The organism is Geodermatophilus chilensis (assembly GCF_002802985.1).
Lineage (GTDB): Bacteria > Actinomycetota > Actinomycetes > Mycobacteriales > Geodermatophilaceae > Geodermatophilus > Geodermatophilus chilensis.
The window spans coordinates 1-12,562 of record NZ_NVPT01000151.1; the positions used below are offsets into that span (position 1 = coordinate 1).

At 75.3% G+C, this 12,562-nt stretch carries 13 protein-coding genes; 4 read left to right on the forward strand and 9 right to left on the reverse strand.

The features are described from left to right. Together CNO22_RS20940 and CNO22_RS20945 are read right to left on the reverse strand one after the other, a co-directional pair. The coding region (locus tag CNO22_RS20940; protein WP_157937045.1) for a transposase at positions 1 to 201 on the reverse strand (201 nt) is incomplete at its 3' end. 46 nt (positions 202 to 247) lie between these two features. Continuing rightward, positions 248 to 2,794, reverse strand: coding sequence for a DEAD/DEAH box helicase (locus tag CNO22_RS20945; RefSeq protein ID WP_100501192.1), 2,547 nt, complete (start codon positions 2,792 to 2,794; stop codon positions 248 to 250). 161 nt (positions 2,795 to 2,955) lie between these two features. On the opposite strand from CNO22_RS20945, the gene CNO22_RS20950 reads away from it, so the two are divergent. Continuing rightward, positions 2,956 to 3,813 (forward strand): SDR family oxidoreductase, encoded by an 858-nt coding sequence (locus CNO22_RS20950; protein ID WP_198588485.1) that lies wholly within the window; start codon positions 2,956 to 2,958, stop codon positions 3,811 to 3,813. Positions 3,814 to 3,932: 119 nt separating this feature from the next. On the opposite strand, the gene CNO22_RS20955 is transcribed toward CNO22_RS20950, so the two are convergent. The 4 genes from CNO22_RS20955 to mmuM form a co-directional block, all read right to left on the reverse strand. After that, positions 3,933 to 4,154 carry a hypothetical protein gene (locus CNO22_RS20955; protein WP_157937046.1) on the reverse strand — a complete coding sequence of 74 codons (222 nt, stop codon included), beginning with the start codon at positions 4,152 to 4,154 and terminating at the stop codon, positions 3,933 to 3,935. A gap of 69 nt (positions 4,155 to 4,223) precedes the next feature. Further along, positions 4,224 to 4,409, reverse strand: coding sequence for a hypothetical protein (locus CNO22_RS20960; RefSeq protein WP_157937047.1), 186 nt, complete (start codon positions 4,407 to 4,409; stop codon positions 4,224 to 4,226). Beyond that, on the reverse strand, positions 4,406 to 5,671 hold the full coding sequence (locus CNO22_RS20965; protein ID WP_100501195.1) for an LbetaH domain-containing protein: 1,266 nt from the start codon (positions 5,669 to 5,671) through the stop codon (positions 4,406 to 4,408). The genes CNO22_RS20960 and CNO22_RS20965 overlap by 4 nt, the downstream gene beginning before the upstream one ends. Before the next feature lie 74 nt (positions 5,672 to 5,745). Beyond that, the gene (gene mmuM / locus CNO22_RS20970; RefSeq protein ID WP_100501196.1) at positions 5,746 to 6,690 is read right to left on the reverse strand and encodes a homocysteine S-methyltransferase; all 945 of its coding nucleotides are present in this window, start codon (positions 6,688 to 6,690) and stop codon (positions 5,746 to 5,748) included. A gap of 61 nt (positions 6,691 to 6,751) precedes the next feature. On the opposite strand from mmuM, the gene yidD reads away from it, so the two are divergent. Both yidD and arfB read left to right on the forward strand, forming a co-directional pair. Next, the gene (gene yidD, locus CNO22_RS29285) at positions 6,752 to 7,255 is read left to right on the forward strand and encodes a membrane protein insertion efficiency factor YidD (protein WP_232807221.1); all 504 of its coding nucleotides are present in this window, start codon (positions 6,752 to 6,754) and stop codon (positions 7,253 to 7,255) included. A gap of 28 nt (positions 7,256 to 7,283) precedes the next feature. Continuing rightward, positions 7,284 to 7,724, forward strand: a complete 441-nt coding sequence (gene arfB / locus CNO22_RS20980) for an alternative ribosome rescue aminoacyl-tRNA hydrolase ArfB (RefSeq protein WP_100501201.1) — start codon at positions 7,284 to 7,286, stop codon at positions 7,722 to 7,724. Between the two features lie 91 nt (positions 7,725 to 7,815). On the opposite strand, the gene CNO22_RS20985 is transcribed toward arfB, so the two are convergent. The 3 genes from CNO22_RS20985 to CNO22_RS20995 all read right to left on the reverse strand — a co-directional run bounded on the left by CNO22_RS20985 (position 7,816) and on the right by CNO22_RS20995 (position 10,133). Beyond that, entirely contained in the window at positions 7,816 to 9,042 is a 1,227-nt protein-coding gene (locus CNO22_RS20985; RefSeq protein ID WP_100501197.1) for an RNA polymerase sigma factor, read from the reverse strand. Between the two features lie 4 nt (positions 9,043 to 9,046). After that, the gene (locus tag CNO22_RS20990; protein WP_100501198.1) at positions 9,047 to 9,397 is read right to left on the reverse strand and encodes a YciI family protein; all 351 of its coding nucleotides are present in this window, start codon (positions 9,395 to 9,397) and stop codon (positions 9,047 to 9,049) included. 97 nt (positions 9,398 to 9,494) lie between these two features. Continuing rightward, on the reverse strand, positions 9,495 to 10,133 hold the full coding sequence (locus tag CNO22_RS20995; protein WP_232807222.1) for a GNAT family N-acetyltransferase: 639 nt from the start codon (positions 10,131 to 10,133) through the stop codon (positions 9,495 to 9,497). Between the two features lie 116 nt (positions 10,134 to 10,249). Here CNO22_RS20995 and CNO22_RS21000 point away from each other — a divergent pair. After that, the coding region (locus tag CNO22_RS21000) for a molybdopterin oxidoreductase family protein (RefSeq protein WP_232807223.1) at positions 10,250 to 12,562 on the forward strand (2,313 nt) is incomplete at its 3' end.

The window sequence follows — 12,562 nt, forward strand, 5'->3', positions numbered from 1 at the left end:
ATGCCGCCCGTGCAGGGTCCGGAAATCCCCGTAGCAGGGCGGCACGTCCCGCCACGGCGACCCGGTCCGGGTCCGCCACAGGATCCCGTTGATCACCTGACGGTGATCGAGCCACCGCCCACCCCGACGCGGCGTCTGGTCCGGTAGAAGCGGCTCCAGTCGCGCCCACTCCGCGTCGGTCAGGTCATGACGATCGAACACGACCCAGGCCTACCGGACCCACACGTCAAGATCTGCGAGACACGCCCTAGTCCCTGCGGCCGGCGTCGACCAGGCGGAGGACCACGGCGCCCTCCTCGTCGGAGGCCTCGAGGTCGACCTCGACGTCGAAGCCCCAGTCATGGTCACCGGCCGGGTCGTCGAGGATCTGCCGCACCCGCCAGAGGCCGGGCGTCGCCTTGTCCCAGATGAGCAGCGCGGGGCCGCGCGCGTCCGCGCCGGTGGAGAGCTCGGCGTGCTCGGCGAAGTAGGCCTGCACCACCTCGCCCCACCGGTCGGCGTCCCACCCGGAGCCGCGGTCGAGCTCGCCGAGGTCGTACCACCGGCGGCGGGCGAACAGCTCCACCCGGCGGAACAGCTGGTTGCGCACCATCGCGGTGAACGCCCGCTCGTTGCCGGTCAGCGGCCGCGGCCGCACCGGGACGGCGACCGGCGCGTCCAGCGGCTGGTCCGGACTGGTCAGCTGCTCCCACTCGTCGAGCAGCGAGGAGTCCACCTGGCGCACCAGCTCGCCGAGCCACTCGACGAGGTCGGTCACCTCGTCGGTGCGGGCGGCGGCGGGGACGCCGGAGCGCAGCGCCTTGTAGGCGTCGGAGAGGTAGCGCAGCACCGCGCCCTCCGCCCGGGTGAGCCCGTAGGTGTTGACCAGCTCGCGGAAGGTGTAGGCGTTCTCCCACACGTCGCGGACGACGGACTTCGGCGACAGGTGCGCGTCGGCGGCCCACGGGTTGGACCGGGTGTAGACCTCCAGCGCGTGCTCGAGCAGCTCCTCCAGCGGCTTGGGATGGCTGATCTCCTCGAGCAGCTCCATGCGCTCCTCGTACTCGATCCCCTCGGCCTTCATCTGGGCCACCGCCTCGCCCTTGGCCTTGTTCAGCTGGGCGGCCAGGATCTGGCGGGGGTCGTCGAGGGTGGCCTCGATGACGCTGACCACGTCGAGGGCGTAGGTGTCGGACTCGGGGTCGAGCAGGTCGATCGCGGCCAGCGCGAAGGTCGACAGCGGCTGGTTGAGCGCGAAGTCCGGCGGCAGGTCGACGGTCAGGTCGTAGCGCCGTCCGTCCGGCTCCGGCTCGTCGAGCCGCACCAGCACCCCGGCCTGCAGCAGCGAGCGGGCGATGCCGATCGTCTCGCGGACGTGCCGCAGCTGCCGCTTGCGCGGCTCGTGGTTCTCGGTGAGCAGCCGGCGCATCGCGACGAAGGGGTCGCCGGGGCGGTCGACGACGTCGAGCACCATCGCCGTCGACACGCGGAAGTTGCTCGTCAGCGGCTCGGGCTCGGCCTCGACCAGCCGGCGCATGGTGCCCTCCGACCACGGCACCATGCCCTCGGGCGCCTTCTTGCGCACGAGCTTGCGGCGCTTCTTGGGGTCGTCGGCGACCTTGGCGAACTGCCGGAGGTTCTCCACCTCGTGCTCGGGCGCCTGGACGACGACGGTGCCGGCCGTGTCGTAGCCGGCCCGCCCGGCGCGCCCGGCGATCTGGTGGAACTCGCGGGCGTTGAGCAGCCGGGTGCGGGTGCCGTCGTACTTGGACAGCGCGGAGAACACCACGGTCCGGATCGGCACGTTGATGCCGACGCCGAGGGTGTCGGTGCCGCAGATGACCTTGAGCAGGCCGGCCTGGGCCAGCTGCTCGACCAGCCGCCGGTACTTGGGCAGCATCCCGGCGTGGTGCACGCCGATGCCGTGCCGGACCAGCCGCGACAGCGTCGTCCCGAACGAGGTGGTGAACCGGAAGCCGCCGATGGTCTCGGCGATCGCGGCCTTCTCCTCCTTGGTGCACACGTTGACGCTCATCAGCGCCTGCGCGCGCTCCAGCGCCGCGGCCTGGGTGAAGTGGACGACGTAGACCGGCGCCTGCCGGGTGTCCAGCAGCTCCTGGATCGTCTCGTGCATCGGCGTGGTCGCGTAGTAGTGGTGCAGCGGCACCGGCCGCTCGGCGCCGGCGACCAGGGCGGTGGGCCGGCCGGTGCGGCGGGTGAGGTCCTCGCGCAGCCAGCCGGTGTCCCCCAGCGTCGCGCTCATCAGCAGGAACTGCGCCCTGGGCAGCTCCAGCAGCGGCACCTGCCAGGCCCAGCCGCGGTCGGGGTCGCCGTAGAAGTGGAACTCGTCCATGACGACGAGGCCGACGTCGGCCCCGGCGCCCTCGCGCAGGGCGATGTTCGCCAGGACCTCGGCGGTGCAGGCGATGATCGGGGCGTCCCGGTTGACCGCGGCGTCGCCGGTGAGCATGCCGACGTTCTCCGCCCCGAAGACGCCGCACAGCGCGAAGAACTTCTCGCTGACCAGCGCCTTGATCGGCGCGGTGTACCAGCTGCGCCGTCCCGCCGCCAGCGCGGCGTACTGCGCGCCGGTGGCCACCAGTGACTTGCCCGAGCCGGTCGGCGTCGCGAGGACGACGTTGGCGCCGCTGACCAGCTCGATCAGCGCCTCCTCCTGGTGCGGGTACAGCACCGTGCCGTTCGACTCCGCCCAGGCGGCGAAGGAGCTGAACAGCTCGTCGGGGTCGGCGCCGCGCGCCCGGAGGGCCGAGAGGTCGGACGGGTCGTCGAGGAGGGGAGGGGCGGTGGCGGTCATCGTGGGGGACAGCGTGCCCGACGGCACTCCTCTTCCCGTGACGTGCCCGACCGCGACCCACGCCGGTTCCGCTGCGGACGGCGGGGGTAGGGCGACCTCGACGTCGAGACCAGGCACCCGGCCGAGCCAGCTGATCCGCACAGACCGAATGAGGAGATCACGTGTCCGAGCCCCGTCCCGAGTCCCAGCCCGCCCAGCAGCAGCACGTCCCCGGCACGCTGGGGGAGATGGACCCCAAGCCCGACCACGGTGAGGAGACCTACCGCGGTTCCGGTCGGCTGACCGGCAAGGCCGCCGTCATCACCGGCGGCGACAGCGGCATCGGCCGTGCCGTCGCGATCGCCTTCGCCCGGGAGGGGGCCGACGTCCTCATCTCGTACCTGGACGAGCACGAGGACGCCAAGGACACCGCCCGCTACGTGGAGGAGGCCGGCCGCAGGTGCGTGCTGGTCGCCGGCGACCTGGCCGACCGGTCGCACGCCAAGACGATCGTCCCCAAGGCCGTCGAGGCGTTCGGCAAGGTCGACGTCCTGGTGAACAACGCGGCCTTCCAGATGAGCCACGAGACGCTCGAGGAGATCCCCGACGAGGAGTGGGACCACACCCTCGCGCTGAACCTCTCGGCGATGTTCACGCTCTGCAAGGACGCGATCCCGCACATGCAGCCGGGCGCCTCGATCATCAACTCCTCGTCGGTGAACTCCGACAGCCCCAGCCCGCACCTCATCGCCTACGCGATGACCAAGGCCGGCATCGCGAACTTCACCGCCAGCCTCGCGCAGATGTACGCGGAGAAGGGCATCCGCGCCAACAGCGTCGCCCCGGGCCCGGTGTGGACGCCGCTCATCCCGGCCACCATGCCAGAGGAGAAGGTCGAGAGCTTCGGCCAGCAGGTGCCGATCGGCCGCCCGGCCCAGCCGGCCGAGCTCGCGCCGGTGTACGTGATGCTCGCCAGCGACGAGGCGTCCTACGTCTCCGGTGCCCGGATCGCGGTCACCGGCGGCAAGCCGATCCTCTGAAGAAGGACCCCGTCCTCCCCACCCTTCGCAAGCTCAGGGCGGGGCCCGGGACGGGGCCGGCGGGACCCTGCAGGGGGCCAACGGGCCCCGGGCGCGCGCCCCGCGCCCGGGGCGGCCGCTCAGCGGACGGTGCCGACGACCACCGCGTCGCCCCAGGGGGTCACCGAGCCGTCGGCGCGCACGCCGCGGGCCTGGTAGGCCAGCGACGCGGCATCGACCAGGGCGGCGGTGCGCCCGGGGTCGTCGGCCGGCGCGGTGCCCCGGCCCTGGGCGAGCTGCAGGTCGACGCACTCACCGGGCAGCTCCTCGACCCGCGGGGAGACGCCCTCGGAGGTGACCACCTGCACCTCCCAGCGCTCCAGGTCCTCCTCGCCGGGCAGCGGGGCGAAGCACGCCCGCCAGGTGGTGGTTCAGGTCCCGTCGTCCGGGTCCACCTCGTCGGTGAGCGTGGCCGACGCCAGCTTCGGGGCGGGACCGGCCACGGTCGCCGTCACTGCGGTCTCCCGCGGCTCGGCCTCGCCGGCGCAACCGGCGAGCCCGGCGGCCACGACGACCAGTGCGGTCGCCGGGCCCGCCGGGCGGGACCGCGTGGTCACCACTCGACGGCGCCGAACACCTCGCCGTTGAGGACGATCGTGTTCGGCGGGACGACGGCCCCGGCCGGCAGGTCGGTGCCGACGACGGCGCTGCGGTCGCCGATCCGGGCGCCCTCGCCGATGGTGCTGCGGAAGACGACCGCCCCGTCGCCCAGCTCGACGCGGTCGCCCACGACGGTCTGCTCCTCGGGATCGTCCTCCACGACGACCCGACCGCCGCCGTGCGCGATCGCGCCCTCGCCGTAGCGCACGTCGTCGCCGACGTGGATGTCGGTGTGCTCGAGGGCGTGGAAGACCACGTCGTCGCCCATGTGGTCGACGTGGCCGATCGCGAAGGGCGCACCCTCGTCGGCGCGGATGGCGATGCGCTCGCCGGTGCGCTCGATGAAGCGGGCGAGGGTGTCGGCGAGGTCGACGTCCCCGACGACGCGGTTGTCCAGCTCCGGGTCCGCCTGCTCCACGCCGGCGAAGCTCGGCAGGTCCCGGTCCTCGTTGAAGTCGGTGTGCCCGGGGTCGACGTTGGCGCCGTGCACCGCCGACGGGTCCTCGCGGTACAGCTCGGTGTAGGCGCGGGCCAGCGACTCGTTGACGTGGATGACGCCCTCGTTGAACGCGACGTCGGCCTGGTTGAGGTAGCGCACCTTGCCCAGCGTCGGATCGCTGGCCTCGGCGTCGCTGGTCACGTCCTTGCTCGGCAGCACGAGGAACCCGCTGGGCAGCGTGACACCGGCCGCGACCCGGGCGAGGGCCGAGACGCCGGAGTGGAGCTCGATCGTCGCGCCGTCGACCTGCGCCCCGAACGAGAGGAACACCGAGCCCTCGTGGGTGTCCACCGTCTCCTCGACCTGCGGGGGCAGCGGGCTCTGCTCGATGCCGACGGTGGCCGAGCCGACCACCGAGGACCCGTGGGCCAGGATGACGCGGTCGCCGATCTCGATGCCGGAGCCGCCACGGGCGTCGACCAGCACGTTGTCCTGGACGTTGGAGGCCGCGCCGATGGAGATCGGCGCCCGCCGCGTGGCGCGCAGCTCGGCGAAGGGGCCGACGTAGGTCTGCTCGCCGAGGCTGACGTGCCGGGCGCCGCGCACCGTGGCGGTCGGGTCGAGGAAGGTGGCCGTCTCCGCGGCACCGTCCGTGGCGCAGACCGGCACGTTGCCGCGCGTGGGGGAGCAGCGGCGCTCCTCGGTCTCGGCCAGCACGGGCGTGAAGCTCCCGACCACCATGGCGGTGGCCGCGGAACCGGTGAGCAGAGCGCGTCGCATCAGGATCCGTCCGTCGGAGACCCGTCCGGTCGGACGGGTTCTGCCTGCGACCATCCAGTTGCGTCCAACCGGTGTCAATCGCCGTTGCGCAGGCCAACCGGATGAGCGGCTGGCGCCGAGCGCAGGACGGCGGTCAGCTGGGCGACCTCCGTGGGGCCCACCCGGCAGCAGCCACCGACGAGGCGGGCGCCGGCGTCGACCCAGGTCAGCGCCTCGACGGGGGAGAGGCCGGTCGTGCCGGTCCACCGGCGAGCGACGGCGTCCCAGCCCTCGCCGCTGTTCGGGTAGGCGACCAGCGGCTTGCCCGCGGACGCGGCCGCCGCCAGGGAGGGACCGACGGCGGCCGGCTCGGTGCAGTTGACGCCGACCGCCACGACCGCGTCGAGGTCGCGTGCCATCGCGAACACCTCCTCGGCCGGCTCCCCGCGGCGGGTGCGGACGACGCCGTCGTCGTCCACCACCGTGGTGAGCGACAGCCACACCGGGACGCCGAGCATGTCGGCCTCCTCCAGGAGGGCCTCGGCCTCGGCGGCGGCGGGCACGGTCTCGCAGGCCAGGACGTCGGCGCCGGCGTCGGCGAGCCACTGCATGCGCGGCCGGTGCCAGCGCCGCAGCCACTCGACGCCGAGCAGGTCGGCGTAGCCGCCGGTGTACTCCGAGCCGTCGGCGAGCGCGGCGCCGTAGGGCCCGACCGACCCGGCGACCCACGCGTCCGGCGCGCCGCGGCGGGCCAGCTCCACCGACCGCCCGACCAGCCGGCGTGCCCCGGCGGCGTCCACGCCCGCCCGGGTCAGCCCCTCGGGCGAGGCCTGGTAGCTCGCCGTGGTCGCGACCTGTGCGCCCGCGGCGGCGAAGGCCGCGTGCGCGGCGACGACCGCCTCGGGGGCGTCGAGCAGCAGCCGGGCCGACCACAGCGCCGACGACAGGTCGTGCCCCTGCGTCTCCAGCTCCGTGGCCAGGCCGCCGTCGAGGACGACCGGGCCGGCGGCCAGCGCGGTGGCGAGGGGGAGGTCGGGCATGCGGCCGATGGTCCACCCGGCTCGCCGGGCGCGGGCGATCCGGCACCGTCAGGATCGGCCCATGGTCTTCATCTGGAGCAGCGGCTGGGGCCCGCGCCGTCGGCGCGGACCGGGGTACGGCCCGGGCCACGGCGGCTACGGCCCGGGCTACGGGTACGGCCGCGGGTACGGCTACGGGCCGCGGCGCGGCTACGACCGGGACGGTTCGTGCCTGCGCGACCTGCTGTTCCTCAACACCGGGTGCTGCCTGGCCAACGCGATCGGCTGCGGCATCGACGGGCTGTTCCTCGTCCCGACGACGGTGCGGCACGTGCACGCCGCCGGCACCGGACGGCGCGGGACCCGGGTGCGCGACCGGCTGGTGGCCGCCGTCCGGGTCTACCAGCGCGAGGTCAGCCCGAAGCGCCCGCCGAGCTGCCGCTACGAGCCGACCTGCTCGACCTACGCCGTCCAGGCGCTGGAGCACCACGGCGCCGCGCGGGGCAGCTGGCTGACGCTGCGCCGGCTGGTGCGCTGCCGGCCCGGTGCGGCCGGTGGCCTCGACCCGGTGCCCGCCGCCGCCTGAGCGGACCCGCGCCGCCAGACTGGAGGACGTGCCCGCTCCCGACGACGCCTCCGGCGACCTGCCGGTCACCGGCTCCCTCGTCGTGCCCGCAGCCGCGCTGCACTGGCGGTTCTCCCGCTCGTCCGGACCCGGCGGGCAGGGCGTCAACACCGCCGACTCGCGGGTGGAGCTGTCGGTGGCGCCGCTGGAGCTCCCTGGGCTGACCGGCGTCCAGCGGGAGCGGCTGGGCGCGCGGCTGGCCGGCCGGCTGGTGGACGGCGTCCTCACCGTGGCCGCCAGCGAGCACCGCCAGCAGCTGCGCAACCGGCAGGCAGCCCGCGAGCGGCTGGCCGCCGTCCTGCGCGCGGCGCTGGCCCCGCCGCCCGCGGCCCGGCGGCGCACCAGGCCCACGCGCGGGTCCCAGGAGCGGCGCATCCAGGCGAAGAAGCAGCGTGGGGAGCTCAAGAAGCAGCGCCGCTCCTGGGACTGAGCCTGCTCCCACCTCTCGCCTCCGGATGCTCAGCCCCTGCCCACCATCGTGGGCAGGGGCTGAGCATCCGGAGGGGAGGAACCCGGCGGGTTCAGCCGGCGCCGGCGACCTCGGCCCGCCGCCGCTCGAGGAAGGCCCGCTCGGTCGCGTTGCCGGCCAGCGCGAGTGCTGCGTCGTAGGCCGCGGCGGCCTCGGCACGCCGACCCAGCCGGCGCAGCAGGTCGGCCCGGACGGCGGGCAGCAGGTGCGAGCGCGGCAGGTCGAGGGCGTCGAGCAGCGCCAGCGCCGCCGCGGGACCGTGCACCTCGACCACCGCGACCGCCCGGTTCAGCGCCACCACCGGGCTCGGGGTGAGCGCCAGGAGGTGGTCGTAGAGCGTGAGCACCTGTCCCCAGTCGGTGTCCGCGGCAGTGGCGGCGTCGCTGTGCACCGCCTGGATCGCTGCCTGCACCTGGTACGGCCCGGGCGCACCGCGGCGCAGGCAGCGGCGCACCAGCTCCTGGCCCTCGGCGACCAGCGCGGCGTCCCACCGCCAGCGGTCCTGCTCGGGCAGCGGCACGAGCGACCCGTCGGGTGCGACGCGGGCGGCCCGGCGCGACTCGCTGAGCAGGACCAGCGCCAGCAGGCCGAGCACCTTGGGCTCGTCGGGCATGAGCTCGGCCAGCTCGCGGGCCAGCCGGACCGCCTCGGCGCACAGGTCGGTGCGCAGCAGTCCCTCGCCCGCGGACGCCGTGTGCCCCTCCGCGTACACGAGGTAGACGACGGCGAGGACGCCGGACAGCCGGTCGGGCAGGTCGGCCTCCGCCGGCACCCGGTAGGGGATGCGGGCGTCGCGGATCTTGGCCTTGGCCCGCACCAGCCGCTGCGCCATCGTCGCCTCGGGCACGAGGAACCCGTGCGCGATCTCCGCGGTGGACAGCCCGCCCACGAGCCGCAGGGTCAGCGCGACGCGGGCGGCCGGCGCCAGTGCGGGATGGCAGCAGGTGAACAGCATGCGCAGCCGGTCGTCGCGCACGGCGCCCTCCTCGGGCGGGGGTGAGTCGTCCGCGAGCAGCGCCGCGGCCCGGTAGCGGTCGGCGCGGGTGGACTCGCGGCGCAGCCGGTCGATGGCCCGGTTGCGGGCGGTGGTGACGATCCAGCCGGCGGGGCTGGGCGGCACGCCGTCGGCCGGCCAGCGCTGCACGGCGGTGAGGAAGGCGTCCTGCACCGCCTCCTCGGCGGCGTCGATGTCGCCGAGGAGGCGGGTGAGGACGGCGACCGCGCGCCCGTAGGACTCGCGGAAGACCGCCTCCACGTCGGGCGCGCGGACGTCGGGCACCGCGTCAGACGCCCTGGTTCGCGACCGGTCGGACCTCCACCGGCAGGGTCGTCGCCCGGGCCACCTCGCGCCCCCAGGCCAGCGCGGCGTCGAGGTCCTCGGCCTCGACGATCGTGAAGCCGCCGACGTGCTCCTTGGCCTCGACGTAGGGCCCGTCGGTGACCAGGAAGTCGCCGTCCGCGGGCCGTACGACGGTCGCGGTCTCCGGGGCGTGCAGGCCGGCCGAGAAGACCCAGGCGCCGGTGGCGCGCATCCGCTCGGTCACCGCGGCGACGTCGCGCATGATCGGGTCGAGCACCTCGGGCGGGGGCACCGGGCCGGCGGGCTGGATCAGGCTGAGCAGGTACTGGGGCATGACCGTCTCCTCGGGTTCAGCGGCCGGCACCGTACCGGCCGCTCACCCCCTGTACGAACGACCCGGCCCCGGATCGACAGGTCCCCGCAGGGATTCCTCAGGACGACGGCGGGCGCACCAGCAGCCAGAGCGACAGCCCGCCGTCCGAGCTCTCCATCGCCCGGTCCACCTCGAAGCCGAGCCGCCGCAGGAAGCGGACGGCGGCCCAGGTCGAGACGACGGCGGCGGCGGGCAGCCCGGCGGCGTCGCAGCGTTCCAGCACCGGCTGCAGCAGCGCGGTGCCGTAGCCGCGCCGCCGGCTGCTGGGCCGGGTCGCCAGGTGGGCCAGCCACCAGTGCGGTCCGGCCGGGCGGGCGGCGTCGACCAGTTCGCGCGTGCGGCGGACGGCGTCCCAGCGGGACCCGTGCACGTGCGGCAGCTCCTGCGCCAACGCGGCGCGGACGTCGTCCGGCAGCGACCGGCTGCCCGGCGCGCCCTCGGGGGCGTGCCAGGCGGCGAGGGCGGTGACGTCCTCGGTGACCCACGCGGTGCCGGTCGAGACGGCACGGTGGCCGGCGTCGAGCTCGGCCAGGCGGGTCAGCCGCTGCACCCGCCCGTCCTCGGGCAGCGCCCAGCGGGCCCACCGGGACGTGGCCTGCACGAGGGTGAGGGTGGCGGCGATCCGCGGCACGTCGCGCTGCTCGGCGGGGCGGACGGACGGGACGCCGAGGTGCACGGTCATCACGCGGTCGGCCACGACAGCCAGCGTAGGTGGGAGCTAACAGCGGCCGGCGGGACGGCGTGAGGTCGACGGAACGCAGGCTTGACGCCGATGCCGCGGCCGGGAAACCGCGGCACCGGAGGCTCGTCTCCGTGACCGCGACCGCCCTGCCCGGAGTGCTCGCCGGCGTGGGCCCGCGCACCCGGACGACGCAGACCCACTGCCCCTACTGCTCCCTGCAGTGCGGCGTCACGATGACCGCGGGCGACCGCCCGGCGACGCTGCAGCCGGCCGACTTCCCGACCAACCGCGGCGGCCTGTGCGCCAAGGGCTGGTCGGCGCCGGAGCTGCTGGACCACCCCGAGCGGCTGACCCGCCCGCTGGTCCGCGCCGTCCCCGGCGACCGCACCAGCCCGCTGGTCGAGAGCACGTGGGACGAGGCGCTGGACCGGGTCGTCGCCGCGATCCAGCGGACCCAGGCCACGCACGGCCGCGACGCCGTCGGCTGCTTCGGCGGCGGCGGGCTGACCAACGAGCAGGCCTACCAGTTCGGCAAGTTCGCCCGGGTCGCGCTGCGCACGTCCGCCATCGACTACAACGGCCGGTTCTGCATGTCCTCGGCGGCCGGGGCGGCCAACCGCGCCTTCGGCCTCGACCGCGGCATGCCGTTCCCGCTGTCGGACGTCGCCGAGGCCGACGTCGTCGTCCTGGTCGGGTCCAACCCGGCCGACACCATGCCGCCGGCCATGCAGTGGTTCGACGAGGGTCGGGCCCGCGGTGCGCAGCACGTCGTCGTCGACCCCCGCCGGACGGCGACCGCCCGCAACGCCGCCCTGCACCTGCAGCCGCTGCCGGGCACCGACCTGGCGCTGGCCAACGGGCTGCTGCACATCGCGATCGCGGAGGGCCTGGTCGACGAGGCGTACGTCGCGGCGCGCACCACCGGGTTCGAGCAGGTCCGGGAGGGGGTGGGCGCCTACTGGCCCGACCGGGTCGAGCGGCTGACCGGCGTCCCCGTCGCCGACCAGCGCCGCACCGTCTTCGCGCTCGCCCGCGCGGAGCGGGCCATCGTGCTGACCGCCCGCGGCGCCGAGCAGCACCGCAGCGGCACCGACACCGCCCAGGCGTGGATCAACCTGGCGCTGGCCCTCGGCCTGCCCGGCCGGGAGGGCAGCGGCTGGGCCACCGTCACCGGCCAGGGCAACGGGCAGGGCGGTCGTGAGCACGGGCAGAAGGCCGACCAGCTGCCCGGCTACCGCAGGCTGGCCGACCCGGCCGCCCGCGCCCACGTCGCCGCCGTCTGGGGCGTCGACCCCGACGACCTGCCGCAGCCGGGCCCCTCGGCGTTCGAGCTGCTCGACGCGCTCGGCACCGACGGCGGCGTGCGCACCCTGCTGGTGCTCGCCTCCAACGTCGCGGTGTCCGCGCCCGACGCCCGCCGGGTGATCAGCCGGCTGCGCGACCTGGACTTCCTCGTCGTCAGCGACTTCTTCCTGTCGGAGACCGCCGAACTCGCCGACGTCGTCCTGCCCAGCGCCATGTGGGCCGAGGAGGACGGCACGATGACCAACGTCGAGGGCCGGGTGATCCGCCGCCGGCGCGCACTGGACCCGCCCGACGGCGTCCGCGACGACCTGCAGCTGCTCGCCGAGCTGGCGCAGCGGCTGGGCGCACCCGGCTTCAGCGGCGACGCCGAGACCGTCTTCGCCGAGCTCGGCCGGGCCAGCGCCGGGGGAGCGGCCGACTACTCCGGCATCACCTACCGGCGCATCGACGAGGAGCAGGGCGTCTTCTGGCCCTGCCCGGCACCGGCGGACGACGGCCCCGCGCACCCCGGCACCCCGCGGCTGTTCCTCGACCGCTTCGCCACCCCCGACGGGCGGGCCCGGTTCCTCCGCGTGGAGCACGTCGAGGCCCACGAGCGGCCCGACGCCGAGTACCCGTACGTGCTCACCACCGGCCGGGTGCTGGCGCAGTACCAGTCGGGCACCCAGACCCGGCGGACCAGGAGCCTGCAGCTGGTCGCTCCGCTGCCGCGCGCCGAGCTGCACCCCGACCTCGCCCGGCGCCTGGGCATCGGCCCGGACGACGTCGTCGAGCTGACCACCCGCCGCGGCCGGGCGCGCTTCTCGGCGCACCTGACCGACGACATCCGGCCCGACGTCGTCTTCGCCCCCTTCCACTGGGGCGGCGGCTCCAGCGCCAACACGCTCACCGACGCCGACGCGCTCGACCCGACGTCGAAGATGCCGGCCTTCAAGGTCTGCGCGGTCGCCGTCACCCGCGTCGCCGGGCCGGTCGAGCGGCTGCCCGCCCCCGACGCTGCCACCCAGCCCGAGACCCGCCCGCACGCCGCGCCCGCGCCACGCACCCCGCTGCCGCCGTCCCGGACCCCGCACCCCAACCGCCTTTCGCGCGCGAAAGGCGGTTGGGGTGCGGGGTCCGGGACGGCGGCAGCGGGGTGC

Bases quoted from the DNA above. Each gene is read 5' to 3' on its own strand.
- CNO22_RS20990 (WP_100501198.1), bottom strand. From the start codon at position 9,397: ATGCCCCAGTACCTGCTCAGCCTGATCCAGCCCGCCGGCCCGGTGCCC.
- yidD (WP_232807221.1), top strand. From the start codon at position 6,752: ATGGTCTTCATCTGGAGCAGCGGCTGGGGCCCGCGCCGTCGGCGCGGA.
- CNO22_RS20965 (WP_100501195.1), bottom strand. From the start codon at position 5,671: ATGCGACGCGCTCTGCTCACCGGTTCCGCGGCCACCGCCATGGTGGTC.
- CNO22_RS20945 (WP_100501192.1), bottom strand. From the start codon at position 2,794: ATGACCGCCACCGCCCCTCCCCTCCTCGACGACCCGTCCGACCTCTCG.
- mmuM (WP_100501196.1), bottom strand. From the start codon at position 6,690: ATGCCCGACCTCCCCCTCGCCACCGCGCTGGCCGCCGGCCCGGTCGTC.